Origin of the sequence: Roseomonas indoligenes, assembly GCF_017813365.1 — a bacterium.
Classification (GTDB): domain Bacteria; phylum Pseudomonadota; class Alphaproteobacteria; order Acetobacterales; family Acetobacteraceae; genus Roseomonas; species Roseomonas indoligenes.
In genome coordinates, this window is the sequence record NZ_JAGIZA010000021.1 from 25,959 (window position 1) to 52,365 (window position 26,407).

Annotated in this window: 24 protein-coding genes; 8 read left to right on the top strand and 16 right to left on the bottom strand. The window is 67.8% G+C overall.

What is annotated here, in order from left to right; genetic code table 11:
• Positions 1–102 precede the first annotated feature (102 nt).
• The 6 genes from J5Y10_RS23495 to J5Y10_RS23520 all read right to left on the bottom strand — a co-directional run bounded on the left by J5Y10_RS23495 (position 103) and on the right by J5Y10_RS23520 (position 7,126).
• On the bottom strand, positions 103–1,776 hold the full coding sequence (locus J5Y10_RS23495) for an ATP-binding protein (RefSeq protein ID WP_245215018.1): 1,674 nt from the start codon (positions 1,774–1,776) through the stop codon (positions 103–105).
• A 351-nt stretch (positions 1,777–2,127) separates the two neighbouring features.
• Positions 2,128–2,319: a hypothetical protein gene (locus J5Y10_RS23500; RefSeq protein ID WP_209376566.1), complete on the bottom strand. Its 192-nt coding sequence runs from the start codon at positions 2,317–2,319 to the stop codon at positions 2,128–2,130.
• A gap of 275 nt (positions 2,320–2,594) precedes the next feature.
• Positions 2,595–3,683, bottom strand: coding sequence for a catalase family protein (locus tag J5Y10_RS23505; protein WP_209376567.1), 1,089 nt, complete (start codon positions 3,681–3,683; stop codon positions 2,595–2,597).
• 169 nt (positions 3,684–3,852) lie between these two features.
• The gene (locus J5Y10_RS23510) at positions 3,853–5,361 is read right to left on the bottom strand and encodes an alpha/beta hydrolase fold domain-containing protein (protein ID WP_209376568.1); all 1,509 of its coding nucleotides are present in this window, start codon (positions 5,359–5,361) and stop codon (positions 3,853–3,855) included.
• 149 nt (positions 5,362–5,510) lie between these two features.
• Complete coding sequence (locus J5Y10_RS23515; RefSeq protein WP_209376569.1) at positions 5,511–6,515, bottom strand: AraC family transcriptional regulator; 1,005 nt, start codon at positions 6,513–6,515, stop codon at positions 5,511–5,513.
• Between the two features lie 158 nt (positions 6,516–6,673).
• A complete protein-coding gene (locus tag J5Y10_RS23520; protein ID WP_209376570.1) occupies positions 6,674–7,126 on the bottom strand; it encodes a DoxX family protein in 453 nt (150 codons plus the stop codon).
• A 324-nt stretch (positions 7,127–7,450) separates the two neighbouring features.
• Here J5Y10_RS23520 and J5Y10_RS23525 point away from each other — a divergent pair, with 324 nt between their 5' ends.
• The 5 genes from J5Y10_RS23525 (at position 7,451) to J5Y10_RS23545 (ending at position 15,540) form a co-directional block, all read left to right on the top strand.
• Positions 7,451–7,834, top strand: a complete 384-nt coding sequence (locus J5Y10_RS23525; protein ID WP_209376571.1) for a response regulator transcription factor — start codon at positions 7,451–7,453, stop codon at positions 7,832–7,834.
• Positions 7,835–8,076: 242 nt separating this feature from the next.
• Entirely contained in the window at positions 8,077–8,385 is a 309-nt protein-coding gene (locus J5Y10_RS23530) for a hypothetical protein (protein ID WP_209376572.1), read from the top strand.
• A gap of 63 nt (positions 8,386–8,448) precedes the next feature.
• Positions 8,449–8,646, top strand: coding sequence for a type II toxin-antitoxin system ParD family antitoxin (locus J5Y10_RS23535; protein ID WP_209376573.1), 198 nt, complete (start codon positions 8,449–8,451; stop codon positions 8,644–8,646).
• Positions 8,647–8,696: 50 nt separating this feature from the next.
• Positions 8,697–11,993, top strand: coding sequence for a PAS domain-containing protein (locus J5Y10_RS23540; RefSeq protein WP_209376574.1), 3,297 nt, complete (start codon positions 8,697–8,699; stop codon positions 11,991–11,993).
• Between the two features lie 175 nt (positions 11,994–12,168).
• Entirely contained in the window at positions 12,169–15,540 is a 3,372-nt protein-coding gene (locus J5Y10_RS23545) for a PAS domain S-box protein (protein ID WP_209376575.1), read from the top strand.
• A gap of 90 nt (positions 15,541–15,630) precedes the next feature.
• Here J5Y10_RS23545 and J5Y10_RS23550 read toward each other — a convergent pair whose 3' ends face one another.
• Complete coding sequence (locus J5Y10_RS23550) at positions 15,631–17,850, bottom strand: CHASE3 domain-containing protein (RefSeq protein WP_209376576.1); 2,220 nt, start codon at positions 17,848–17,850, stop codon at positions 15,631–15,633.
• 518 nt (positions 17,851–18,368) lie between these two features.
• Between J5Y10_RS23550 and J5Y10_RS23555 the strand changes: the two genes are divergently transcribed.
• Complete coding sequence (locus tag J5Y10_RS23555) at positions 18,369–18,809, top strand: tyrosine-type recombinase/integrase (RefSeq protein ID WP_245215019.1); 441 nt, start codon at positions 18,369–18,371, stop codon at positions 18,807–18,809.
• Here the strand turns inward: J5Y10_RS23555 and J5Y10_RS23560 are convergent.
• The 3 genes from J5Y10_RS23560 to J5Y10_RS23570 all read right to left on the bottom strand — a co-directional run bounded on the left by J5Y10_RS23560 (position 18,763) and on the right by J5Y10_RS23570 (position 20,049).
• Positions 18,763–18,981, bottom strand: a complete 219-nt coding sequence (locus J5Y10_RS23560; protein ID WP_209376578.1) for a hypothetical protein — start codon at positions 18,979–18,981, stop codon at positions 18,763–18,765. The genes J5Y10_RS23555 and J5Y10_RS23560 overlap by 47 nt on opposite strands.
• The gene (locus tag J5Y10_RS28940) at positions 18,978–19,268 is read right to left on the bottom strand and encodes a DUF1488 family protein (protein ID WP_209376579.1); all 291 of its coding nucleotides are present in this window, start codon (positions 19,266–19,268) and stop codon (positions 18,978–18,980) included. Before J5Y10_RS28940 ends, J5Y10_RS23560 begins: the two co-directional genes overlap by 4 nt.
• A 17-nt stretch (positions 19,269–19,285) precedes the next feature.
• Positions 19,286–20,049 (bottom strand): IS5 family transposase gene (locus tag J5Y10_RS23570; RefSeq protein ID WP_209376580.1). Its coding sequence is split into 2 segments (ribosomal slippage): positions 19,286–19,716 and positions 19,716–20,049, totalling 765 coding nucleotides; the frame shifts between segments, so codons are not numbered across the junction.
• A gap of 369 nt (positions 20,050–20,418) precedes the next feature.
• Between J5Y10_RS23570 and J5Y10_RS23575 the strand changes: the two genes are divergently transcribed.
• Positions 20,419–20,802 (top strand): hypothetical protein, encoded by a 384-nt coding sequence (locus J5Y10_RS23575; RefSeq protein ID WP_209376581.1) that lies wholly within the window; start codon positions 20,419–20,421, stop codon positions 20,800–20,802.
• Positions 20,803–21,072: 270 nt separating this feature from the next.
• On the opposite strand, the gene J5Y10_RS23580 is transcribed toward J5Y10_RS23575, so the two are convergent.
• Genes J5Y10_RS23580 through J5Y10_RS23590 form a run of 3 tightly spaced genes read right to left on the bottom strand, consistent with a single transcriptional unit; the run spans position 21,073 to position 23,397 of the window.
• Entirely contained in the window at positions 21,073–21,891 is an 819-nt protein-coding gene (locus J5Y10_RS23580; protein WP_209376582.1) for an Ntn hydrolase family protein, read from the bottom strand.
• A 13-nt stretch (positions 21,892–21,904) separates the two neighbouring features.
• Positions 21,905–22,825: an exopolysaccharide biosynthesis protein gene (locus tag J5Y10_RS23585; protein ID WP_209376583.1), complete on the bottom strand. Its 921-nt coding sequence runs from the start codon at positions 22,823–22,825 to the stop codon at positions 21,905–21,907.
• A 38-nt stretch (positions 22,826–22,863) separates the two neighbouring features.
• The gene (locus J5Y10_RS23590) at positions 22,864–23,397 is read right to left on the bottom strand and encodes a VOC family protein (protein ID WP_209376584.1); all 534 of its coding nucleotides are present in this window, start codon (positions 23,395–23,397) and stop codon (positions 22,864–22,866) included.
• 12 nt (positions 23,398–23,409) lie between these two features.
• Here J5Y10_RS23590 and J5Y10_RS23595 point away from each other — a divergent pair, with 12 nt between their 5' ends.
• Positions 23,410–24,069 carry a helix-turn-helix transcriptional regulator gene (locus J5Y10_RS23595; protein WP_209376585.1) on the top strand — a complete coding sequence of 220 codons (660 nt, stop codon included), beginning with the start codon at positions 23,410–23,412 and terminating at the stop codon, positions 24,067–24,069.
• 221 nt (positions 24,070–24,290) lie between these two features.
• On the opposite strand, the gene J5Y10_RS23600 is transcribed toward J5Y10_RS23595, so the two are convergent.
• The 3 genes from J5Y10_RS23600 to J5Y10_RS23610 form a co-directional block, all read right to left on the bottom strand.
• Entirely contained in the window at positions 24,291–24,665 is a 375-nt protein-coding gene (locus J5Y10_RS23600; RefSeq protein WP_209376586.1) for a VOC family protein, read from the bottom strand.
• Positions 24,666–24,793: 128 nt separating this feature from the next.
• Complete coding sequence (locus J5Y10_RS23605) at positions 24,794–25,426, bottom strand: glutathione S-transferase (RefSeq protein WP_245215020.1); 633 nt, start codon at positions 25,424–25,426, stop codon at positions 24,794–24,796.
• A gap of 322 nt (positions 25,427–25,748) precedes the next feature.
• A complete protein-coding gene (locus tag J5Y10_RS23610; protein WP_280855925.1) occupies positions 25,749–26,405 on the bottom strand; it encodes an MYG1 family protein in 657 nt (218 codons plus the stop codon).
• Between the last annotated feature and the right edge of the window lie 2 nt (positions 26,406–26,407).

Genomic DNA, 26,407 nt, shown 5'->3' on the forward strand with positions numbered 1-26,407 from the left:
AGAAACACGGCGGCGGATCTCACGCTCCCGCTGCCTTTCCGAAATGAAGCCCTTTATCCGTATAGTCCTGCCCTTCTCGCGCAATGGGCAGCGGGAGCAATGTTACGCCTCCGCGTGGCCGAAGTCGGATGTCTCCCGGCCTGGTCCGGTCCGGGCACCCCGGCGCAACCCGGCCTGCACACGATCGATCAGCTCGGTTCGCTTGTACGGCTTGCCCAGCACCTCCAGGGCGACCGACTGCGGGCCGTCAATCGACATCTCGTCGTTGTAGCCGGTGGTCAGGATCACGGGCGTGCCCGGCGACCGCTCGCGTACCTGCTCGGCCAGGACCAACCCGTTGGCCCCACCGGGCATCAGCACGTCCGAGAACACAAGGTCGAAGGCATCGCCGGAGGCCGCTGCCTCGTCGAAGGTCCTGATTGCCTCCTCGGCACTATGCGCGACGGCCACCCGGTAGCCTGTCTCAACCAGGGCCTCGCGGGCCATCTCGGCGATCTCGCGGCCATCATCCACGACCAGGATGAGTAGAACCCGGCCCGAGGCCTCGACCGCCTGGGCCTGGTAGCCAGTATGGCTCGTCCCCTCCGCCTCCACCTCTGGTACATAGCGGGGGAAGAGCATCCGGACGGTCGTTCCCCGCCCGGGCTCGCTCTCGATCTCAAGCCGCCCACCAGATTGCTGGACGAAGCCGTGTACCATGGCGAGGCCGAGACCCGTGCCGTGCTGCGGACCCTTGGTGGTGAAAAAGGGCTCGACCGCCCGGACTTGAACATGGGGCGGTATGCCCACGCCCTCGTCGCTGACACAGAGCAGGACGTAGTCGCCCGGTTCCAGATGGCGGGCAGCGGCGTCGCCGTTCAGGTGGATGGCCCGCGTCGTGATGGTGATGGCGCCCCCTGTGGGCAAGGCGTCGCGGGCATTCACCACAACATTGAGGAGAGCCATCTCCAGGTGGTTGGGGTCCACCTTCACCTGGGGCAGGCGGCGTTGCAGGTTGAGGTGCAGATCGACCTTCTCTCCGACGGAGGTGTCCAGCAACTCCGTGAAGGAGTTCACCAGCTCGGTCAGGTTGACGCCCTTGGGCTCCAACCGAGTACGCCTGGCGAATGCCAGAAGCTGACGAGTGAGCTTGGCGCCCCGGTCCGAGGCGGCCATAGCCGCCTCGTGGAAGCGTTCGAAGGCACGATCGTCGAAGCGCTTGGCCTTCAGGCGTTCCAGGCTGCTGTCGATGACGTGCAGGAGATTGTTGAAGTCATGCCCCAGCCCGGCGGTCAGCTGACCGATGGCTTCCATCTTCTGGGCTTGGCGGAGGGATTGCTCGCTCTCCCGGCGCTTGGAGACGTCAAGCTGGCTGGCGAAGAGGAAGATCAGCTCGCCCGCCCTGTCGAAGACCGGGCCCATGAAGATGGCATTCCAGAACGGCGTGCCGTCGCGGCGGTAGTTCAGGATCTCCAGCGCCGTGGGACGCTTCTCCTGAATGGCCTCACGAAGCTGGCGGACATGGGCGGGGTCAGTCCCGGCTCCCTGGAGGAAGCGGCAGTTGCGCCCGACCACCTCCTTTTCTTCGTAGCCGGTCAGGTCGAGAAAGGCATTGTTGGCAAAGGCGATGGGGCAGTCGTCCTGGCGGGGATCGGCCAGGATCATCGGCATCCGGGTCATCTCAACGGCGGCGAAGAAGACGCTGCCACGATCGTCGAGGGTGGTGTCGGTGATCTCGGCCTGTTTCCAGTGATGCAGGCCGGGGCGGCCCAAGGGCTCCAGCGCTCCCTGGTCCATCGAGCCTTCCGCCGGAATACCGCTGGCCGCCCCGGCCGCTTGGCCTGGTTCATCCATCGAAGGCCCCCAGCAATCGATCCAGCCTGCGGGAGGCCAGTGTAAAGAGGGCCAGAGATAGGGCGGAAATTGAACAAGCAAAGGGGCCACCAAGCATCCAAAGCAGCCCCTCTTGGGCCATTGAGGCCCAGACCTTTGGCCAAGCGCCTGGGCCGTCGCTGGCGCGGCTGGTTACGAGAGCCAGCCGCCACCATCCGCGGCACCGGAGCGCTTCAGGCTAACGGCGGTGTTGCTGGAAGGCGGGGTGCGGCTGTCAGCGGTCCAGCGGCCGGAGGCGGTGACGTCCTTGGGCGCTCAACGGAACTGCGGGGTGTGGCCGATAGCCGCCAGTCCGCTCTTGAGATCAGGGGCGGCGATAGCTGCCATGCGTTTGAGCCACCTTGGCGGTTGCTGCCTGCCCTCAACCCACCTGGGGCCGAGCGCCTTTGCGATGCGGTATGTGGTGAGATAGGCGGGCGCGAGCATGTAGCCGAAGGCGACGAGCATCCAGCACTGGCCGACCTTGCGTCATGCTGGCCGTGAAGGGGAGTAGACGGTGAGGAGCTGAGGTTCGACTTTCAGATCCTGATCAGACTTCTTCACTCTCCCGCTCAGGCCCGGCAGCAAAGACGTCGCCGGGAACGCCTTGCAGTTCCGCCCCGTTTCGGGGCCCGAGGTCGATAGGTGACGCCTGTTCGGGCAGATGTGAGCGACGACGTTGTACTTTCTCCCTGGGCGGAGAAGCCTCCTATCGCGCAAAACGATTGGGCGATACTACTCTTTCAGCTTGCCGAGCGCGTGCCCGGCTCGTGAACCGGGCACCGGTTGAAGCGCTCCCGGAACCGGGTCGAGTGGAGGTACGCCTCGCGCCGGGCGCGGTTGATGTTGCCGAGCGGCTGATGGGCCGCGAGGCCGGTCCAGATCATGAAGTGCATTTCCTCGTTTACCGCCTGCACGCGAGCCGGCTCCCAGCTGTCCTGGCGCGGGATGGTGATGGTTGCCACCGTCCGGAAAGGCGCCTCATCCTCATCCCACTGCACGGTCGGGTCCTCGACCGGCTGCCTCTCCAGGTCGCGGCAGAGCTGCACGCGGAACTCCCACACGCCATCGATCCCCTGCATTTCGGAGCGCACGGTATCGCGGATCGCGTCCGGGTTGTCGGTGGCGTCAATCTCCTTATCCTTGAGCGCCAGCAGCGCTGGCGCGACCGGGACGATGCTGAACTTCGCGATGTAGTCGCCGTAGCGGAAAGGCGTGACGCTGTAGTAGGTCTCGCCCATCGGGTCTACGTTCGGCGCGCCGCCGAGGGACTGCAGCTTCGTGCTCTCGATGCCAACCGCGGAGAGCACGGTGTTCAGGCCGCGCGCCACGCCGGACATCGCTTCTTTCACGCCCTCCATCCGGTTGGTGGTGGCGGCGAGCATCTTGAGGTTGCCGAGGAACTTGTCGGCGGTCTTGGCCTGGAACATCGGACCGTTCACCATGATGAAGTCCTGGGTCGTCCCCTGCGCCCCGGGCAGTCGCTCGCCCTCGACATCCAGCACCTTCAGCGCCAACCCGCGCGGGAGGGAGATGGTGTCCGGCAGGATGTCGCCCGCGTTGGTCGAAATCCGCATGAGGACCCTGTGCTCGCCCGGCCGGGCGAAGAGTCCCTGGGCCAGCTCCGGCGGGAGGCCGTCCGCGATCACCATCCGGCCTTCCAGGATGGCGTGTGCCTTGGCGTGGACGGAGCGGACGGCGTGCCCGTCCTCCTTCGCAGTCGTCTCCAGGATCGTATCGAAGGTGTCGTTTAGCCCCTGGATCGTCTCCCTCTCGTCGGGCTGGATTTCCTCGACGGCGGGGGTGTAGCGGACCGGCGCGGCAAGGCTCATCGGCTTTCCTTCCTGGTTCGACCCCCGGACGATCCGCGTCCGATCAGGGCTGGAGCGTGCCGGGCGGTGTGCCGCATCGGGGCTGTCCGCCCGTCACCGGTGTTCTCGCCCGGTATGAGTGGGGTTGTGGGCCCGCGGGAGGATCCCGCGGGTCCATGCGCCTGCCGGCCTAGTTGCGGAGAAGCTGGAGGCTGTCGCCGAGGCCCTGCTGGCGGCCCAGCTCGGCCAGCTTATCGCGCTCGTAGCGGGGCAGCGCTTCGAGTTGCTCGCGCGTCATGTTGAGGTGGCCCTTGCCGTCCGCGCCGAACTGGATCCGCTCCATCGGGATGATGGCGCTGCGCTGGCCGATGCCGAGGAAGCCGCCCCACTCGACCACGGCGCCACGAACGCGCCCGGTTCCGTCCACGACGAGGTTCTCGATCTCTCCCGCCTTCTGGTCGTTCGCGCCGACCAGGTTGGTGCCGAGCAGCCGGCCCGCTTCCTCGCGGTTCAAGGAAGGCACGGCAGCCGGGCTCGCCGGGGCGTTCGTGGCCACGGGCTGGGCCGGTGCCGGGGCTTGGCCGCCGAGAGCCGGGCGCAGCCGCTCGACCGCGAAGGCCTGGGCCTGCTGGGCGCCCTGGACCACCGTCGCCATCCCGAAGAACTCGTGGGTGGTGCCGGGGAAGGTGCGCTGCTGCACGTCCACGCCCGCCTCGCGCAGCTTGGTCGCCAAAGTCTCGCCCTCGCTCCGCAGCGGGTCGATCTGGGCGGAGACGATCGTGACCGGCGGCAGGCCGCGCAGGTCGTTGCGGCCGACGAGGTTGATCCGGGGATCCTGGGCCTGGGACTGGTTCTCCAGCGCGTTCTTGACGAACCACTCCATCGCGCCGCGCGAGAGCGGCAGCGCGTTGGCGTTTTCCTGGTAGGAGGGCGTGTTCATGTCGGCGCCCGCCACGGGATAGACGGCGAGGACATGGTCGGGGCGTGCCATGTTGCCGTCCCGCGCCGCGATGGCGACGTTGATGGCGAGGTTGCCGCCCGCGCTCTCCCCGGCGACGGCCAGCCGCTCCGGGTTGACCCCAAGCTGGCGGGCATTGGCGAGCGCCCAGCGATAGGCCGCGACCGCGTCGTCGTGCGCGGCGGGGAAGCGGTTCTCCGGTCCCTGGCGGTAGTGCACGGACAGCACCGCCGCGCCGGTCATGGCGGCCAGGGCGCGCGGGGTCGCGTCGTAGGTGTCGAGGTCGGCCACGACCCAGCCACCGCCGTGCCAGTAAACGATCAGCGGCAGGGGCGCGGCGCCGGCCGGCCGGTTGCCCGGGGTGTAGAGGCGCGCGGGCAGCTGACCGGCTGCGCCGTCCACATGCAGGTCGCGGGTCTGCACGGCCGCGACGGCCGGCGGCATCTGGATGCCGCGATCGCTCATGACGCGCTTCACCGCATCCGCCGGCGTCGGCTGGCGGCGCGCCTCGGTCGGCGAGAGCGTCTCGAACGGCTTGGCGCCGAGGGCCGTCAGGGTCTGGAGGACCGCGGCCATGTCCGGTGCCGGGCTGGCCTGCCCAGTGGCCGGCTGCGCCGCCATGGTCGGGGAAGCGGTCGTCTGGGCATGGAGGCCCTGCACCATCCCGGTCAGGGCGAGACAGCCCGCCGTGGTGCCGGCAAGGAGGGCGGCCCGGAGGCCCCGGGCGGTGGTGATCGTCATGCTGGCTTGGCTTCTCCGGCAGTCTGGCGAGGGAAAGGCCGTGCCCTGGATCGGCCGGCGTCCCTGGACGGGTCAAAGCCCTTGGACCATCCGGGAGTTGCTCAAAGTCTGGATGGATTGGACGCTGCGCCTGCTTTCTGGACGCGCTGTCAGTCGGACGGCTCGCACTTCTCCTCGCCGCCCTGGAAGTTGCCCGTGACGGGCGAGGGTTCCCGGGGCTCAACACCCGGTGGGCCGGACCAGGCTTGGTCGCCCAGGTTGCGGTAGCTGGTCAGGTCCATGCCGTAGGTCACGCGAAAGGCTCGTGAGAGCGAGGAAGGGTCGGCATAGCCGACGGCGGAGGCAACAGCCTTCAACGGCAAGTCCGTGGTCTGCAGCAGGCGGGCGGCCGCGCGAAGTCGCACCGACTGGACGAACTCCATGGGCCCGCTCCCCAGTACCCGCGCGAAGTGGTCGGCAAATGAGGCGCGGCTCATCCCAGCCCTCTCGGCGAGGCTCGCCACCGTGTGCGGCGCACCGGGTTTCTCGAGCACCGTGAGGGCGGCGCGGGCGAGGCGGGGATCTCCTGGCAGCGGAGACTGGAGCAAGCCTCTGTCTACGAGGCGGAGGCGCGCACGCAGGAGGGTGACGAGGCATGCCTTCATCAGCGCCTCCGTGATGGCGGCCGTGCCGATGCCGGGCGCCGCGACCTCCGCGCGCATGAGGTCGAAAACGCCATGACCAACATCGCCGGCCGGCATCCCGACCGACGCATCCCTCAAGAGGTCGAAGACGCCGAGGATCTGTCCATGCGGGGCCGGGATGGAGCCGCAGAGCAGGAGCGTTTCAGGGGTGGTACCGGCCGTGAAGGCAGCAAGGCCGTCCGCGAACGGGCCGCAATGGTCCTCGGCACTCACTTCGCGGGCCTCGGCTCCGGCATCACCGACGACGTGCCCTAACCGGGGTGGCACGAGGATGACGCTGCCAGGGGTGTAGGGCATTGGAGGGTCGTTGCCGACCTGGACGGATCCGGACCCCGAGAGCACGTGATGGACGGTGATGGTCTCAAAGGGCGCGAAGGCGAGGCGCCAGCCCTGGCCGATGCTGCAGACGGAGGTCGAGTGAAGGTGGACGACGAGGGCCGTCAGAAGCCGGTCGTGGCTGGTCGCCGTCACAGCGTGGACCCAATCTGCAGCACAGCTTCAGCCCCCAGCCTCAACCCAGGGGCAACGCGCCGCGGCTGATGCGGCTTCTTGCATCCGCGTGGCCAGGCTGGGACTGGATCATCAGCGCTGCTCACTTGCCGGCTTACTCTCGGGGCACCGCCACACATTCAAGGATGTCGCACCGGTCCGAGGATCCGGCGGCCTCGTGCCCCGAATGGCCAATCGACGACGCCTCCCGCGAACAACGCCCACCAAACCAGCATAGGCTGCAGGGCCAGGCGCGGAAGGTGGTACCACCAGCCAAGCTGCACCTCCCCTATCGGCAGCCCGTCGAGGGCGTGCTTGATGTTCGCGGGAAAGACGAGGACGGCGTAGAGGGCCAGCCCGATCCCCGCGGCACGTCGGAGCCGGCGACTTATCAGACCCACTGCTCCGGCGATCTCGCAGAGCCCGGTCACGAGGATGACCTGCCGAGGGGCAGGCACCCATTCCGGGGTGATCAGAAGGAAAGGGTCGGGCGCGGCGAGATGGAAGATGCCCGCCACGAGGTAGATCGCCGCCAGCACCCAGCGGCCGACATCGCGCCCTCGGGTAGGTCGGGGCCGACTGGCAGACGGCATGCGCATCCTCTCTCCACCGAGGCTTAAGGCCAGGAACATGGGACGGCACCAGGTGCAACAGGAGGGCCGGCCTGAACACCTCCGGCGGGATCTGCACCCGTTGATCCGGCAGGGGTCCCGCGACCTGCCACCAACTGCATGGTCCGAAGTTGCTGCCCTTACCACCATTCATGACGGGCCGGTCCCGGATCGCAACCATGAATGTTAACAACGCTTACAGGTCTATCGCTGCGGTGGACATGGAGCCATGCCCCGCAAGCCTGCCCGCCCCGGGGTCACTCCCTGATACCGGCACGGCCGCAGTCGCCTTCATAGGAGCCGGCCATGTGCGACGTTCTTGTTCTCGAGGACGACGACCTGGTCCGCGAGGTCCTGGTGGAGGTGCTGGAGACCGAAGGCTTCGAGGTCGCGGCTTACGCGACCCCGCAGGAGGCACTGGGCCGCATCCAGTCGGTTCCCCCTTGCCGCATGCTCGCGACCGACGTCGACCTGGGCGTCGCAGGCCTGGACGGGTTCGCCGTCGCGCAGCAGGCCCGGTCCTCCCATATGAACCTTCCTGTTCTCTACCTGAGTGGTCGGCCGCATCACATGAACGGCCGATCGCTCGGTCCATGCGAGGACTTCATCAGCAAGCCGTTCCAGGTCTCCGACCTGCTCGGCAGGCTGCACGCGCTCGGCGTTGTCCCGGGGTCGCAGCAGCGCGGCTGAGGACTGGGCGCCTACCGGACGGGACGACCAAGAAGGGTTCAGGCCCTCGCTGGGACCGGCTGGAGCTATGCGTCCAGCGCCCGCGCGCACGTTGAATTTGCAATTTGTTGCCCTGAGGCTTCCAAGTAGAAGCCCGCGACCCGGCTCAGGGGGAGCTGGATGGGAGCCATCGTCGGGTCGGCGCTTCGATGGCTGGCGATGGCTCCTGGTTTTCTCCCCTTTGGCAGCAGGGTACCCGACGTTTGGACGAGGCCGTCCACACGGAGATCTTTGCGCACCTCGATCAGGTGATGACTGCGGAGGCGCGCCAGCGGGTTGATGGGTGGGAGCTGGCCATCCGTGACGGGGATGGTCAGGTCAGATGCGCTTGGCAACCTGACCTCGCCCTCGTGGCCGGGGGTGCCGACGAGATGGTGCCGACACTCCTTCAGATGATGATCAGCATGGTTCGGGACGGTCTGATGGCGCCGCAGCGAGACAGTTTATCTGCTGCGGCGCGAGATCGGACACCAGACGGCAATCAGTCAAACGCCCCGGGTGTCCAAAGCTGACGAGCAGCTGACAGCAAGGGGTATGAGGACTTCATCCCCGGAACACGCCTGCTATCCTGTGTTATGCCCTCCAGTGATCCGCTGACCGTCTCGCTCACCCCTGAACTCCGCCGTTTCATCGAGGCCCAGGTGGCGTCCGGGCGGTACCAGACTGCCAGCGAAGTCGTCCGTGCCGGTCTCCGCCTCCTGACCAGGGCTGACCCGCCCTATTCGATCGGGGCATCCGCCATCACCACCCCTGAGATCCTGCCGGACGACTGACCACAATGACTGAACAAGGACCCGGCCCGTCCTGGACGGAGGAGGAGCGCTTGGCCGCCCTTCACCGGACAGGGCTCCTCGATACCCCTCCCGAGCAGGCCTACGAGGACCTCGTGCGCCTGGCCGCCGACCTCGTCGGGGTGCCCATGGCCGCCGTCCACCTCGTGGCCGAGGACCGGCAATGGGGCAAGGCCGAGGTCGGCCTCGGCACCCGCGACATCCCGCGCGACATTGCCTTCTGCCCGACCACCATGCTGGAGCCGGACGGGCTGGTGGTGCCGGACGCCACCAAGGACCCGCGCTTCGCGAATAACCCCCTGGTGACCGGCGGGCCGGGCATTCGCTTCTACGCGGGGGTGCCCCTGATGTCGGAGGGCCTGCCGATCGGCGCCCTCTGCGTCATCGACACCGTGCCGCACGAGGCCGGCCTGGACGAGCGCCAGCGCTTCGCCCTCAGGGCGCTGGCCGCCCAGGTGAGCAGCCAGATCGCGCTCCGCCGGGCCCTGGCCGAGCGGGACAGGGTCACGGCCGAGCGCGACCGGGCCGACGCGCTCCGGCGCCAGACCCTCGACAGCGCAACCGACTTCGCCATCATCAGCGCTGACCTCGGCCGCAAGATCACCGGCTGGAACGTCGGGGCGGTGAACATCCTTGGCTGGGCCGAGGCGGAGATGCTGGGCCAGCCAGCGGACCTCATCTTCACGCCAGAGGACCAGACCGCCGAGGTACCCGAACTCGAGAGGCGGCGGGCGGTCCGGGATGGACGTGCCAGCGACGAGCGCTGGCATCTCCGCAAGGACGGCACCTGCTTCTGGGCCTCGGGCGAGATGATGCTGCTCCGGGACGAGGACGGCGCCCACACCGGCTATCTCAAGGTGCTCCGCGACCGCACGGAGCAGCACCTGGCGGGTGAGGCGCTGGAGGCCCTGAACGAGCGGTACCGCCTGGCCCAGAGGGCGACCCGCGATGCGATCTGGGACTGGAACCTACAGACGAACGGCGTTCGCTGGAACGAGGCGCTCCAGGAGGCCTATGGCTGGGCGCCCGGGCAGGTGGAGCCGACCGGGGACTGGTGGATCGCGCAGATCCATCCCGAGGACCGGGCGAGGGTCGACCGCAGCATCCACGCCGTGATCGACGGCAACGGGACGAGCTGGAGCGAGGAGTACCGTTTCCGCCGGGCCGACGGCACTTACGCTCCGGTGCTGGACCGGGGTTACGTCATGCGGGCTGGTACCGGGCGGCCGCTCCGCATGATCGGCGCGATGCTCGACCTTTCGGGGATGCGGACCGCGGAGGCGGCCCTGCGGGTGAGCGAGGAGCGCTCGCGGTCGATCCTGGAGAACGTCGACGCGGCGTTCGCCATCGTCCAGGTCAAGTTCGATGCGAACGACGAGCCGGTCGACTACCGCTTCGTCGAGGCCAACGCGGGCTTCGAGCGCCAGGCCGGGGTCGACCTTCGCGGCAAGTGGGTCACGGAGTTCGCCCCGGACCTGGAGCGGTTCTGGTTCGAGACCTACGGGCACGTCGCCAAGACCGGCGAGCGCGCCAACTTCGAGAGCTACGCCGAGGCCTTCGAGCGCTGGTTCGACGTGCGCGCTGTCCGGGTCGGCAACCCCGCCGAGCGGACGATCGCGATCATCTTCAACGACGTCACCGCCCGGCGCGGGGCGGAGGAACGCCTGAGGGCCAGCGAGGCGCTCGCCCGTGCCAACGTCGAGCGCGTCCAGCTCGCCCTGGCGGCTGGCGCCATCATCGGCACCTGGCACTGGGACCTGCCGACCGACCGCTTCACGGTGGATGAGGCCTTCGCCCACACCTTCGGCCTGGACCCGGCGCTGGGCCGCGAGGGTATCCCGCTGGCCGGAATCGTCGCGACGGTGCACCCGGACGACCAAGCGGGCCTGGCTGCCGCGATCAACGAGGTGATCGCCCGCGGTGGCGCCTACGCGCACCAGTACCGGGTGCAGCGTGCGGACGGGCGGTACTACTGGATTGAGGCAAACGGTCGCGTCGATCACGCCACGGACGGCACGCCGCTGAGCTTCCCCGGCGTGGTCCTCGACGTCGAGGAGCGGCGTGCCATCGAGGCGGAGCGCGACCGGGTCACCGCGGAGCTCCGTGCCCTGACCGAGACGCTGGAGCAACGGGTCGCAGCCCGCACGGCCGACCTGGTGCTCGCCGAGGAGCAATTGCGCCAGAGCCAGAAGATGGAGGCGGTCGGTCAGCTGACGGGCGGGCTGGCGCACGACTTCAACAACCTCCTCACCGGCATTATCGGCGCGCTGGAGCTGCTCGGCACCCGCATTGCCCAGGGCCGGATGAAGGACGTGGACCGCTACGTCACCGCCGCCCAGGGCGCGGCCAAGCGGGCGGCGGCGCTCACCCACCGGCTGCTGGCCTTCTCCCGCCAGCAGACGCTCGACCCCCGGCCCACCGACGTGAACCGGCTGGTCTCCGGGATGGAGGAGCTGATCCGGCGCACGACCGGCCCTGCCATCGAGGTGGAAGTGGTCGGCACGGCCGGGCTCTGGCCGACGCTGGTGGATCCCAACCAGCTGGAGAACGCCCTCCTCAACCTCTGCATCAACGCGCGCGACGCCATGCCGGGTGGCGGGCGCCTGACGGTCGAGACGGCCAATACCTGGCTGAACGACCGCTCGGCCCGGGAACGGGACATGGAGCCTGGCCAGTACGTCGCGATCAGTGTGACGGACACCGGCACGGGCATGTCGCCCGACGTGATCGCGCGCGCCTTCGATCCCTTCTTCACCACCAAGCCCCTCGGCCAGGGAACGGGCCTTGGTCTCTCGATGATCTACGGCTTTGCCCGGCAGTCGGGCGGGCAGGTTCGCATCTACTCCGAACTCGACCAGGGCACGACGATGCGGGTCTACCTGCCGCGGTACTACGGCACGGCGGACGTTGCCGAGGACCTTCCCTCGCTCGACGGGGCGCCGCGGGCGGAGGCAGGTCAGACGGTGCTGGTGGTGGACGACGAGCCGACCGTCCGCATGCTGGTCATGGAGGTGCTCGAGGAGCTGGGCTACGCCGCCATCGAGGCTGGCGACGGCGCCTCCGGCCTGACCGTGTTGCAGTCCGACGCGCAGATCGACCTGCTGGTGACCGATGTCGGGCTGCCCGGCGGGATGAACGGGCGCCAGATGGCGGATGCGGCGCGGGTCACCCGGCCGGAGCTGAAGGTGCTCTTCATCACGGGCTATGCCGAGAACGCCGTGGTCGGCAACGGGCACTTGGAGCCGGGCATGCACGTCCTGACCAAGCCGTTCGCGATGGAGGCGCTCGCCAGCCGGATCAAGGAGTTGATCGGTAGCGCGACAGCATAGTGCTCTGAAGCTGAGGCTCCTCGGCCACCCCGGTTAGGGTCAGACTCACCTGGGTGGATACCCCTGGTTCCGTTCAGACGGGCGATCTTCACCCTTTGACGATGGTCGGCCCACCACGGCCGCCCGCGCGCGTTCAGACCCAGACAGCCAATTTGTACAAGAAGCCTTGCCCCACGTGACCGAGCCGAGAGACGAGCCATCCTGGACAGAGGCCGACCGCCTCGAAGCCCTGAACCGCTATGCCATCCTCGATACGCCGCCAGAGCCGGAGTTCGACGACCTCGCCCGCCTCGCCGCCGACCTGCTGGGCGCGCCGATCGCTGCCGTGAACCTGATCGCCGCCGGGCGGCAGTGGTTCAAGGCCGAGGTCGGCCTGGGGGTGCGGGAGATGCCGCTCGACGACTCCATCTGCTCCCGCATGTTGCTGGAAACCGGCGAGCTCGTCGTCCCGGACCTGCTTCAGGACGACCGCTTCGGTTGCAACCCGCTGGTCCTCTCGGGGCCGGAGCTCCGCTTCTACGCGGGCGAGCTGCTGCGGACGCCTGAAGGCCTTCCCCTGGGGACCCTCTGCGTCCTCGACACCATGCCCCGTCCCCAGGGCCTGACCGAACGGCAGCACTCCGCCCTGCGGGCTCTCGCGCGTCAGGCGATGAGCCAGTTGGAACTCCGGCGAACCCTGGCCCAGCGGGACGCCCTCCTCGCCGAGCAGGTCAGGGCGGCCGAGGCCGTCGAGGCCAACGAGAAGCGCTACCGCACCCTGATCGACGCCATCGAGACCGGCTTCTGCATCGTCCAGATGCGCTTCGACGACGCCGATACGGCGGTGGACTACCAGATCGTCGAGGGCAATCCGGCCTTCGAGCGGATGACGGGCCTGTTCGGCTCCACTGGGAAGTGGGTCAGCGAGATCGCACCCGACCTGGAACGGCACTGGTTCGCCACCTACGGCCGCGTCGCCCTGACCGGCGAGCCCGTGCGCTTCGAGAACGCCGCCGAGGCCTTCGGCCGCTGGTACGACGTCCAGGCCCTGCGGGTAGGCGACCCCGAGGAGCATCGGGTCGCGATCCTGTTCAACGACATCTCCGACCGCCGCAAGGCGGAGCTGGCCCTGGCCAGGAGCGAGGCCCACTGGCGAGGCCTGTTCGAGCGCCTGGACGAGGGCTTCATCCTCGGCGAGGTGATCCGGGACGGGCGCGGAGAGGTCACGGACTGGCGCTACCTCGAGGTGAACCCGGCCTGGGGGAACCTGGTCGGCATTCCCTCCACCCTTGCCGAGGGCAGGACCATTCGGGAGCTGTTCCCGAGTATCGAGGACGACTGGATCGCCGAGATGGCCAGGGTCGTCGAGACAGGACAGCCAGCCACCTTTACGAGGCAGGTGGGCGGCCTTCGCCGCTGGTACGAGGGTCGGGCCCACCACGCCGAGGGTGACCGCTTCGCCGTCATCTTCCTTGAGGTGACGGACCGCATCCGAGCCGAGGCCCGGCGCAACGCCCTCCTTGCCCTCGGCGACGGGCTGCGGGACGCGCCGGCCCTGGAGGACATGGCCTATGTCGCGGCCGAGATCATGGGCCGGACACTCGGCGTGAGCCGGGCGGGGTACGGTATCATGAGCGCCGACGCCGAGATCCTGACCATCGACCGGAACTGGACCCGCCCGGGCACCGGGAGCGCGACCGGGCAGTTCCGGCTCCGGGATTTCGGCAGCTACCTGGGCGACCTCCAGCGCGGCGAGGCCGTGGTGATCGGTGACGTCGGGCGCGACCCCCGCACGGCCGACAAGGTGGCCGAACTCGCCGAGGTCGAGGCCAGGGCCATGGTGAACCTGCCGCTCGTGGAGGACGGGCGGCTCGTCGCGCTGTTCTTCGTGAACAATGCCGAGCCGCGCGCCTGGGCGCCCGAGGAGCTTGCCTTCATGCGCAATGTCGCCGAGCGCACGCGCTCCGCGATCGAGCGGCGGCGCGCGGAGCGGGACCTGCGCGACCTCGCGGCCTCGCTGGAGCAGCAGGTGGAGGAGCGGACCCGCGACCGGAACCGGATGTGGAACCTGTCGGGCGACATCATGCTGGTGGCCGACTTCCACGCGCGGATCGAGGCCGTGAACCCCGCCTGGACCACGCTGCTGGGCTGGGGAACGAACGAGCTTCTTGGCGGTGACTTCATGAGCCTTGTCCACCCCGACGACGTCGGCTCGACCCTCGCCGAAGTCGGCAAGCTGGCGGACGGCCTCAAGACCCTGCGCTTCGAGAACCGGTACCGCCACAAGGACGGCAGCTACCGATGGCTGTCCTGGACCGCCGTGCCCGACGAGCGCTTTATTCATGCTGTCGGCCGCGACGTCCAGGCGGAGAAGGAAGCTGCCGAGACGCTGCAGCGCACGGAGGAGGCACTCCGCCAGGCGCAGAAGATGGAGGCGGTCGGGCAGCTCACCGGCGGCATCGCGCACGACTTCAACAACCTGCTCACCGGCATCACCGGCAGCCTGGAGCTGCTGGGCACGCGCGTGGCGCAGGGGCGGGTCAAGGACGTGGACCGCTACATCAACGCGGCCCAGGGGGCGGCCAGGCGGGCCGCGGCGCTCACGCACCGGCTGCTCGCCTTCTCGCGCCGCCAGACGCTCGACCCCAAGCCGACGGACGTGAACCGGCTGGTGGCCGGGATGGAGGACCTGATCCGCCGCACGGTGGGCCCCGAGGTCGCCATCGAGGTCGTCGGAACGGCCGGGATCTGGCCCGTGCTGGTGGATCCGCCGCAGCTGGAGAGCGCGCTGCTGAACCTCTGCATCAATGCGCGGGACGCCATGCCCAATGGCGGGCGCATCACCATCGAGACCGCCAACAAGTGGCTGGATGAGCGCATGGCGCGAGACCGCGACCTCGCCCCCGGCCAGTACATCAGCCTCTGTGTCACCGACACCGGAACCGGCATGCCGCCCGACGTCATCGCCCGCGCCTTTGATCCCTTCTTCACGACGAAGCCGCTGGGCCAGGGGACGGGGCTCGGCCTCTCGATGATCTATGGGTTCGTGCGCCAGTCCGGTGGGCAGGTCCGGATCTACTCGGAGGTGGATCAGGGCACCACGATGTGCCTCTACCTGCCACGCCATCATGGCGCGGCGGATGAGGGCGAGATCCTGTCCGGCCTGTCCGAGGCGCCCCGCGCGGGAGAGGGCGAGACCGTCCTCGTGGTGGATGACGAGGCGACCGTCCGCATGCTGGTCACCGAGGTGCTGGAGGATCTGGGTTACGCCGCCGTCGAGGCGGCCGACGGTGCGTCCGGGCTGAAGGTGCTGCAATCCGATCTGCGGATCGATCTGCTGGTCACCGACGTCGGCCTGCCCGGCGGCATGAATGGGCGCCAACTGGCCGATGCGGCCCGGCAGGGGCGCCCGGGGCTGAAGGTGCTGTTCATCACCGGCTACGCGGAGAACGCCGTTGTCGGCAACGGGCACCTGGAACCCGGCATGCACGTGCTGACCAAGCCCTTCGCCATGGAAGCCCTGGCCAGCCGGATCAAGGATCTGATCGTGGACCCCGGGCCGGGATAGAGCTTCCGGCTCCTGGGGGACGGATCACTTGGCCTTCTGCGGGTCGGGCTACCCCATCCCGCCGTCCAGCGCCCGTGGCAGCAGCTGGGCCTAGCTGTTCCGGCGGGGTGTCAACTCCACGACGTTCCCCCTCGGGCTATCGGGACCGGTGAGTACCTCGGCCACCTTCCGTGCCAGCTGATCGCGCTTGAAGGGCTTGCTGATGAGCTGGACTCCATCGTCCAGTCGCCCGTGATGGACGATCGAGTTCTCGGTGTAGCCGGACATGAAGAGGATCCGGACCGTGGGCCGGATAGCGGAGATCCGCTCCGCCACCTCCCGCCCACGGACCGCCCCGGGGAGCACCACGTCCGTCAGGAGCAGGTCCACCTCGGCCGCGTGGGCGCCGAAGACCTTCAGCGCCTCCTCGCCATCCCCTGCCTCCAGGACCCGGTAGCCAAGGTCCCGGAGGATCGCGACCGCGATCTCGCGCACGGCGGGCTCGTCCTCGACGACGAGGATCGTCCCGCTCCCGCGGGGCAGCTCGACGGGGGCGGTGCCGAGCTGTGCCACCGACATGGCGTTGCCGACCGCCCGCGGCAGGTAGATCCGGACGGTCGTGCCCTCACCGGGCTCGGAGTAGATCTTGATGTGGCCGCCAGACTGCTTGACGAACCCGAAGACCATGGCGAGGCCGAGCCCCGTCCCCTTGCCGTCGGGCTTCGTCGTGAAGAACGGCTCGAAAACCCTGGCCACCACGTCGGGTGTCATGCCGTGCCCGGTGTCGGAGACGGCGACCATGGCGTAGTCGCCAGAAACCACCTCGGCGTGGCGACGGGCGTACTCCTCGTCAAGCAGCTTGTTCGCCAGTTCGATCGTCAGGCGCCCGCCGCCCGGCATGGCGTCGCGCGCATTCAGGGCGAGGTTCAGGACGGCGCTCTCCAGCTGGGCGGCATCGGCCATGGCGGGCCAGAGCCCGGCCGTCTCGACGTAGCGAACGTCGATGTGCTCCCCGAGCGTGCGCCGGAGGAGCGGAACGAGATCCGGCATGGTCGCGGCGAGGTCGATGGGGGTGGGAGCGAGGGGCTGCTTGCGCGCGAAGGCGAGCAGCTGCCCGGTCAGGGCCGCGCCGCGCTGGGCGGCCCAGGTGGCCCGCTCCACCCTCCTCTGCAGGTCGGGGGTGGGGGACAGCTTGGCGCGGATGAACTCCAGATTGCCGAGGATGACGGTCAGGAGATTGTTGAAGTCGTGCGCGATGCCGCCAGTCAGCTGGCCGATGGCCTGCATCTTTTGGGCCTCGCGCAGCACGCCCTCGGCCTGGGCGCGCTTGGTCATGTCGGTCACGGTCAGCACGAAGCCGCCGTCCGGCATCAGCGTGCGGCGGAGCTCCAGGTGGTGGCCGTCCGGGCGATTGCGCTCGTAGGTGATTGGCTCGCCCTGGGCGATGCGACCGTGCCGGAGCTGCTCCTCGGTCTCGAGGAGCGCCTCGCCACCCTCGGCGGCGTGCTCGGCGAAGGCGACATATGGCGTGCCGGGGCGCACCATCGCCTTGGGCAGCATCAGTAGCACCTGGAAGCACTCGTTCCAGTTCGTCAGACGGCGGTCCGCGTCGAAAACGCCAATGCCCTGGCTCAGACTGTCCAGCGAGGTTCGTAGGCGGAGCGCCAGGATGCGGTGCTCGGCCTCGGCCTGGTACGAGCGCGACCACGCCCTGTTGAGCATCCGGGCGGCCCAGAGAAGAGCGAGGACGGCCAGCGCCGTTCCCGCCGTGACCAGCCAACGGACCAGGTTGCCCCGACTGTCCGTCTCGGCCTGTCGGCGCGCGAGCAGGGCCTGCTCCTCGGCGGTCATGGCGGCCACGGTCGTCTCGATCTGCCGCATCAGATCGCGACCGAGATGCGTGCGCACGATCCGCAAGGCCGCCTCCAGACCCACATCCCGCCGGATCTGGATGGTCTGGGCGAGTTCCTCAAGCTTGCGCTGCAGGACCGGGGCCATATCCCGTAAACGGCTCTGCTGTGCCGGGTTGTCGGCGGTCAGGCGCTGGAGGTCCCCGGACAGGAGGGTGACCCGTCCCAGCGAGGCCTGATAGGGCGCGAGGTAGTCGTCGCTGCCGGTCAGCAGGTAGCCCCGCTGTCCCGTCTCGGCGTCCCGGACCGCGATTGCGAGGTCCTTGAGGGCGGTCAGCACCTGGGCGGTGTGCTGAGACCACTCCCGGGCGGAGCGGGCCGCCACGAAACGCTCCCATGTCACCCCTCCGACAAGGAGCAGGATCGCGACCAGCACCCCGAAGATGGCGGTGTTGGCGCGGGTTACGAGGTGTCGGCTCAAGAGGAGGTCCCAGCGGCGCGGCCTTTACCGTGGCCGGGGCAGTCCGCGGCCCTTAAGGCCGGGGACCTATGCCACAAATGCGGCCTGGCCGGGCAGGAAAACACCTGCGGACGCGCCAGGTCTCTTATCGTGGCCTGAGGGGAGCATGGACGAACCAGAAACGCTCCATGCCCTCCCGAGCTCACTAATGTGAGCCGAGGTGCTAAGGGGACTTGGTTGGATGATGCTGATCACAGCCGGGGCGGTTCTGCCCCGGGGAAAGAGAGGTGGTTGTGGTAACCTGATACACCGGAGAGAGGTCGGTGCACCATCACGTGGATATGGGTCCGCATGTAGTGCGGCTAGGTATGGCCGTAGAACGAACCCGCTATCGTTGGATCGGTCCTGCTTGCACTAACGCGCTGCCCCGTCGCCAGACAGGGATGAACTGAGCGGGCTCAGGCCCGAGCCGACGCTGGGAGCTCCTCGATCCCGGCGAGACTCCGATGACCCATCTCCCTCCCGCAGCCTCCGGTAGCATGCGCGAGTGCTTCGTCGCCGACATGGCCGTGCGCGGGTTCACCGAGAAAACCCGCAAGGACTACCTCCGCACCGTCGAGAGCTTTGCCGCCTTCCTGGAGCGCTCGCCCAGCACGGCGACGGCCGAGGACATCCGCCGGTTCCAGATCCGGCAGTCCGAGCAGGGCCTGCATGCGCCTGCCATGAACAGCACCGTCGCGGCCCTGCGCTTTTTCTTCAACCACACGCTTGACCGGCCGGACCTGGCCCGGCTCCGTTATTCCCGCAAGCTACCGGTCGTGCTCAGCCCCGACGAGGCCGCACGCCTGATCGCGGCCACGACCTGCCTCAAGCACCGGGCCGCGCTCGCGGTGGCCTATGGTGCCGGCCTGCGCCCGGCGGACCGGGTCGCGGCTACTCCTGTGGTGGGTCGCCCAGGTCCGGTTCCGCCTTTGCGGTGACCTCTTCGCGCAGGTCCCGTCGTATGCGCCTCAGCCGGTCGGCAGTGAGAGTCAGGGCGAGGTTCGCCCGCCCGATGTCCGCCTTCGCCACCGCGCGCCGGCAGTCGTCCAGCGACCCCGCGAGCAGGTCGGCGATCGCCTCGGCAGCCCGGCTGGCAGCGTCGTGCGTCATCCCGCTGCTGCGCGGGAGACCGCCGGGGCCGCCGGCGCTGGATCGTCATCCAGGTCGCTTGACCAAACGCAGAGTAGTCCCTGCGCTGGTGCCATCTTCCGGCTCTTGCGGATGGCGACTGCCGTGACGTGGTCCCGGATGTCCATGAACTGTCGCAGGATCTGCTCCGGTAAGTTCAGGCGCTTCTCGGAGGAATCCTGAATGGCCGCCTTCGAGATGGCACAATGTACAAGGACGCCGCGATCCTCGATATCGAAGAGGATGCGGTCATGGCTCCAGCGCGGCACGGAGTGGTGGGCTAGGCTCAGGACTCGTTAATCCAGAAGAGGACGGTGCTGGCGAGAAGGATGGCGGAGAAGAAGGTGTGGGCGCATCGGTCGTAGCGCATGGCGGTGCGGCGCCAGTCTTTCAGACGGCCGAACATGTTCTCGATGCGGTGCCGCTGGCGGTAGAGGGCTTTGTCGTAGGGGATCGGGAGCTTGCGGCTCCTGGATGAGGGAATGCAGGGCTCGATGCCGCGGGCGGTGAGCGCCTGGCGGAAGCGGTTGCTGTCGTATCCCTTGTCGCCGAGCAGTTCCTTGGCCCGCGGCAGACGGGGCAGCATCAGGGCCGCGCCCTTGTGGTCGCTCATCTGGCCTTCCGAGAGCAGGAGCACGACAGGGCGGCCCTGGCCATCGCAGACCGCGTGGAGCTTGGAGTTCAGGCCGCCTTTGGTGCGCCCGATACGGCGGGGAACAGCCCCTTTTTGAGCAGGCTGGCGGCCGTCCGGTGCGCCTTGAGATGGGTGGCGTCAATCATCAGGCGGTCCGGCTCACCTTTGCGCCCGGCGAGCCCGGCGAAGATACGGTTGAACACGCCGAGGCGGCTCCATCGGATGAAGCGGTTGTAGAGCGTCTTGTGCGGCCCGTACTCGGCCGGGGCGTCGCGCCACCGCAGCCCGTTGCGGATGACGTGGAGAATGCCGCTGACCACCCGCTGATCATCCACACGGGGCACCCCGTGGGAGAGAGGGAAGTAGGGTTCGATCCTGCGGATCTGAGCCTTCGTCAGCCAGAACACGTCAGCCATGGCAGCACCTCCAGTCGCCATGGAATCAGCCAACCCGATCAGGCGCTACCCCAAATTAATGGGTCCTGAGCCTAGATTGTCGTTCATGGCACCATGAGCCCCGTGAGAAACATCAGTCCGAGCATGCCCCCCATGACGAGGAACGCGGCAACAACGTCGCGGCTGGCCCGATGCCAGACACTGCGTGAACTGAGAGTCATGGCTGGGACAACACGGAGGGAGGCTTGGATCATTGGTCAACCTAGCACGCCACATTCCCTCTCAGGCACACGTTACCGGCATGTGGTTCGCCGAGTGGTTCGCCTACCGGGTGCCATGGGAGATCGGTGCGGAAGTCGGCGCCGGCTGGCTGATCGGGCGCGCCTTCGGATGGCTCACCTCCACGTCCCGGCCGAGACCAAGCTGGCCAAGACCGGTGACGGGCTAATCGCCCTCGCCGCCATCCTCGTTTGCTATGGGCGGACGGAGATCATTCACTGCTACGGCTTCCTGGCCGTCTTCGTCACCGCGGTTGCCTTCCGCCACGCTCCCCGTGAGGACGACTTCCAGCTTCAGATGCACGCGGTAACCGATCAGATCGAGCGCATCGCCATGATGGTCCTGCTCCTGCTCTTCGGCGGTGCACTACGGGCGCAACATAGAAGCCGGGACAAACGCGACTGCCGGCTCGCTTCACGACCGGACCCGACAGCGTCAGCGCTGGTCGAGCAAGGTGCCGATCAAGCGCAGCAGCTCCTGCTGTTCCGGCCCTGAACCTTGTCGGAGAAAGTCAGCTATCTCGATCAACTCGGCTTCGCCGCCGGAGGCGCGGTTCGGCTCGTGCCGGATGAAAACCTGCCCCGAACGGGGTTCACGGACGAGGTACCAACAGTCTCCGTTCGAGCTCTCGTACAGCTCCCTTGCCTCAACAGCCATCCTGGATCTCCTTTCCTGGGCTTCTCACACTCGACGAGCGGATCCATCGCCTGCCGAACTGGCGAACAGCGTAGCCGTCGAGCGCTGCCCTTCTGCGACGATTTCCTCCTAGCAGTACCGGGGGTCAACCAAGCTCCATCCCACGAAGGTCTGGTCGCTGCACCCAGCGGAAGCCCTCGTGCTTGGTGATCGCGGCGATCTGCACCGCCCCGCCCACGGATTTCGGCAGGAAGACCGCGAAGCGCACGAATCCGATGGTGGTCTCGACGAGGAAGCGCGCGAGGTCGATCGCGTCCTGGATCGGCATGGCCGGGGCCGAGAGTGTGGCGTAGAGGTCCCCGACCAGCCCTGCCTGCAGTGCGAGGCCTGGCCCTTAGGGATGCCATGCCGGGCGAGGGCCGCCCCGATCTCGAAGCCGGTCCCCAGGATGAGCCGGTTGAGCGCCTCGTACTGTCCGTCCCACAGCACGCCGAATCCTTCCTCGCCCATGATGCAGCGGGGCGCCGGGCAGGCACGGCCGACGATGTTGACCTCCCATACTTCAGCGAGCGGGCGGCCTGCGGAGTAGCCGCAGACCCGCAGTTGCAGGCTGGTGTCCTCGTCACCGGCCTGAACCCTCTCCTCGAAGAGGAAGGTCCGTAGTCGATGGGCCACGTCCTCCAGGGTGTAGGCCGCGGGATCGAGCCGCCAGTCCGCATGCTCCGGATCAAGCCCGGCAAAGCGCCGCCGTAGATCCTTGAGCAGGGTCTCGACGGACTCGTTCCCGATGCCACCCGCGCCGGTGGACATCGCGCCGATCGGCAGGCCCTCGTAGAGGTTCGTGATCTTGTTCGCATGGCCATAGACCTGCCCGCTGGCCATGGTACCAGCGCTGTCGGCGGCCATGACCACGCCGTCGTTGATCTTCACGGAGACGATGATCGTCACGGACAGGCTCCTCCTAGAGCAGGCCAGGCACCCAACCCGTCGTGCTCAACGTCTCCCAGGCAAGCAGAGCCGCGCCGACGACGACGGCCAGCGCGGTCAGGAGCCCGAAGAGGAGAAGAAGACCATCCCTCTCCAGGTACGCGAAGGCGATCAGGGCGACGACCAGGGCCGGTGGGATGTTGCTCAGCGGTACTGGGACGAAGAACCCGACGCTCACCGGCAGGATGGCCGCGCCGACCACGCGCTTGGTGGCCTCGAAGGGCGTGGCCCAGCGGGGATGGACGACCTTCTCCAGCAGGCGGAGGACCGGGACCACACCGCGGATCAGCCGGGCGAGAGGCCGAGCCGAGATCGGGCGGGTCGCAACGGCCCGGGGGAAGACCGGACCGGGGTGGGCGCGCAGCATCTGGTAGGCCGGGATGGGCAGGAGCAGCGCGACCGCGACTGACACGCCGGGCAGGGCACCGAGAAGGGCTAGCAGGAGGAGAAGAACCCCGAACGAACGGTCCCCGAGACCCCGGAGCAGCCAGTCGAGGGTGACGTGCTCGGGTGCCGCTTGCTGGAAGAGATCTGCAAGGACAACAGAGGTCGGCTGACGCGCTTCTGCATCGGTTTGCAAGGATGGGGTGCCTCCGATCGCACATCGTCGGCTGATTGAACGGTGCACTAACGCCGGAAAGGGGGTGCCGACATCATCGGTGTGTCCAGGGCTGTCGGGCCACAGCTCCACCCGAAACGGCGATGTCTGCTTAGCAAACGGCCAAAATACACGTCGGCCGGCTGGTATGGCCGCTAAGCGGAGGGGCGATGTTGGCCGTAAGCAGAATGGCCGCTCTTGAGCCGAGAGTTTGAGAAGCGGACATCCAGCGGGATCGCACGCTGGCCCCTGTCGGCCTCCGTCCGATGGTCGAATTCTGAGGCCGACGAATGCCATTCGAAACGACCTCGGTCCGTTGCGAGTCTCCGAGCCGATCAGGGCGCGGGGCGGGCGGCCTCGACGGCTAGAACCCAGGTGGTGCCGAAGCGGTCGCGAACCATACCGTAGAAGGGTGAGAACCCGGATGGCCCGATCGGCCGGACAACGGTCCCGTCCTCCACCAGCCTCTTCCAGCACCGGCTGATCCCTTCGGCATCGCCGCCTTGGACCGAGACGAAGACCGGGATCGTGCCCGGATCCCATGAGACGGCCGAGGGCACGTCGTAGGCCATGACATGGAAGCCGTCCTCGGCCAGTACCTGGCCCCAGATGATCTGATCCGCCTCCGCCGGATCCGTGACGGCCTGCGCCTGGGCATAGGTGAACGCCGTCAGCTCGCCGCCGAATACGGACTGGTAAAACGCGAGCGCATCGCGGGCATTGCCGCGGAAGTTCAGGTGGGTCGTGGTCTTGATCGCCATCGCGGGTTCGCCTTCGCCTTTGGTGAGGACGAAGCTACGCTGGCCCAACTGACATTTTACGGCAGTAGCACCATGGCCCGCTCGGCGCGTCTTCTCCGGCTCCTTCATGCGATGCGCGTCATGCCCCCACCCATCACCGCTGCCCGCCTGGCAAGGGAGACGGAGGTGTCGCTGCGCTCGCTCTACCGCGACATTGAGAGCCTGCGGACGGCGGGCGCCCGGATCGAGGGCGAGCGGGGCTACGGCTATCGGCTGGTCGAGGACTACGCGCTTCCGCCCCAGACCTTCGACCGCGCGGAGATCGAGGCGCTGGCGCTGGGCTTGGCGGAGGTCCAGCGCATGGGGGATCCGACCCTGGAGAGAGCCGCCACCTCCGTCCTAGCCAAGGTCGCCGCGAGCTTGCCGGACGACCGGGAACAGTTCCTGTTCCATGCGGTCTCCCGGGTCTATCGGCCGGACCCGCGGAATGCCGCGACCTGCGACGTGGAGGCGGTCCGCGAGGCCTGCTGGAAAGAGGAGGCGCTGCACATTCGCTACACGGACGGAAACGGCGCCGTCACTGAGCGCGTGATCCTGCCGCTCGCGGTCGTATACACCGACCGAACGCTGACCCTCCTGGCGTGGTGCTGCCTGCGCGAGGCGTTCCGCATGTTCCTCAGCGACCGGATTACTGGGATAAGGGCAACGGGGACGAGCTTTCGTCCGAAGCGCGTGACGTTGCTTCGCACCTACCTCGGTGAGCTGGAAAGCAGTTCGGGCGATCGGCCCGCCAATCCGTAAGGAGCGGAAGCTGCCGCGTCACGCACCTGGAGGCGGTCGCACCGGATGCTAAGCCGCCGAGCGAACCTCACCGCTGTCATGGAGGCCTTCGTGACGGCGTTCCGGCCGAGTGCCGCTAATACCCGGTGATTGTCCCGGTGGCGTCCTGCACCACCCACGAGGTCCCGAGAGGCGCCGATGCCCGCTTCACCCACACAGCGCTTACACGCCGGCTAGGGCAACTACATTGTCGCCGGGGTTCGTGCGGTGAGCTTGTTTCCGTCCGGGTCGCGAAGGTAGGCGACGAAGGACCCGTTCGGGCGCTCCGTGGGCGGGCTCTCGATGGCGGTGCCACCGTGCGTGGTGCCGGCCTCATGCCAGGCGAGAACATGGTCTCGGCTCGCGGCGGCGATGCCGATGGTCCCGCCATTGGCAGCCGTCGCCGGCTGGCCGTTGATCGGCGTCGTGATCATCAGCCGCCCGCCCTCGTGCGCGTAGATCAGCCTGCCCCTCGCATCCATCTCGCCGGGCCCGCCTCCCAACGCGGCGAAGGTGGCGTCGTAGAATTCCCTGGCGCGTTGGAGGTTGTTGCTGCCGATCATGACGTGGGTGAACATGCTTCCTGTCCCGAAAGGGTGATAGGGGATAGCAGATGTTCGCCCGCAAGCACTGCGCCTGTTTCCACAGCTTGCCCACCCCGGCTTCGGTCGGAGAGCTGCCGCCGCGGTCAACTCCAAGCGGAAGTTCAGGCGGACATCGCCTGCCAGTTCTGAACGCTCGGACGCTCCCACATCCTCGCGTACCACGACACGAGCGCATCGCACTCGACGGGCACCTGCACCTCCAGCATGGCTGCGAAGATCATGCCGCCGATAAGCGCGATGTCGGCCATCGAGAAATCCTCGCCCGCGACGAATGACTGCCCACGCAAGACGCCATCGAAGTAGCGCATTCCCCTCACGGCCTTGTCGCGCTGGTAGAGACCCCATTCCCGGTTCTGATAGACTTCGACGTGAGGGCCGAGGCCGGGCGTAGCATGGTGAAAGTAGATGCTGATTGCATCCAGCACCTCCAACTCGGCGCGCCGGCTCATCATGTGGATCACGCCCTTCTCGCGGGGTGTCCTGCCCGTCAGTGTCGGCTGGCCGTCGAGAGTGTCGAGGTACTCGGTGATGGCCGTGCACTCTGCGATCAACGTACCGTCGTCGAGTTCAAGAACGGGTAACGTGCCTGAGTAGTTCTTGGCGCGAAATTCCTCCGTCTTGTGCTCCCCTTTCCTCAGGTTCACGGACACGAACTGGACGTGGGATTGCAGGTCCTTCTCGGCCAGGGCGATACGAACGCGCGCCGGGTAAGGACCATTGTGCCAGTCGTACATTCTAAGTGTCATGGCCTCACTTGCCTGCTTCTCGGCCTGATCGCAGGGATCAGCTGCCGGTATCGAGGCGTTATGAACGGCCCGGCAGGTGGGAAGCGCAAGAGCTACCATCCACTCCAAGCGGCTATATGCCAAGTGAGCAGCAACTTCCGCTTCCTGGAAGGCAACCTTAAGACGCGAACGGCTGGATTGGACGCAGAGCCGTCATGTCGGGTCCAATCTGAGCTGGCCGGTAGTTGCAGGTCCGCTCAGGCCGGATATCCGGTATACCGTGCGTTGGGCATCAAGGGCGCTTGATCGTTCAGGCGTAGTCAGCTGGCCGTCAGCGTCCCCACGCCTTTCTCAGGGCCTCAGCGGGCGAGAGCTTGTTGGTCAGGCAGGCTTTGGCCATGGCCAGGGCAGCATCTCGGGTCGCAGCGATCGCCAGGTGGCCGCCGCGATGGACGAAGACGGCTCCTGGAATGCCGCAGGCCGCTTCGAGGGCGGCGTCCTGCAGCCCGCGCCAGGCGGCCGGCATCTCCAGGCGGCTGGCGAAGCTTCCCTTCTCGGCCGGCATGGCCTGCACCTTCCATTTGCCGTCGGGCTCCGGGCTCATCACGTAGAGGACCGGCATCGCCAAGTCGAAGGCCGGCCGCTGCCACGGCATGCCCAGCGGCAGCTCCAGCAGGTCGGGATGGATGCCGCTCACCCCGGCCTTGCAGTCCTCCCAGGCCTGCGCCACCGCCTGGTAGGCGAAGGCCGCGCCGCGCTCCTTCTCGACCTGCCGCTCCAGCGCCTCGGCGACCATACGGCTGGCGCGAAGGAAGCCCTGGCGCTGGTGCTCCTCGAAGGCAATGGGATCGGACTGGCTCGGCGCGTCCCAGGCACTATTGAAGGTGTCGACCATCGAGGTGAGATCGGTCGGCGCCGCGCGCTCGACACCGTTGTCCACCAGGTCGACATGGCGGACGAGAAGCCTGGTGTAATCGCCCCCTGCCAGAG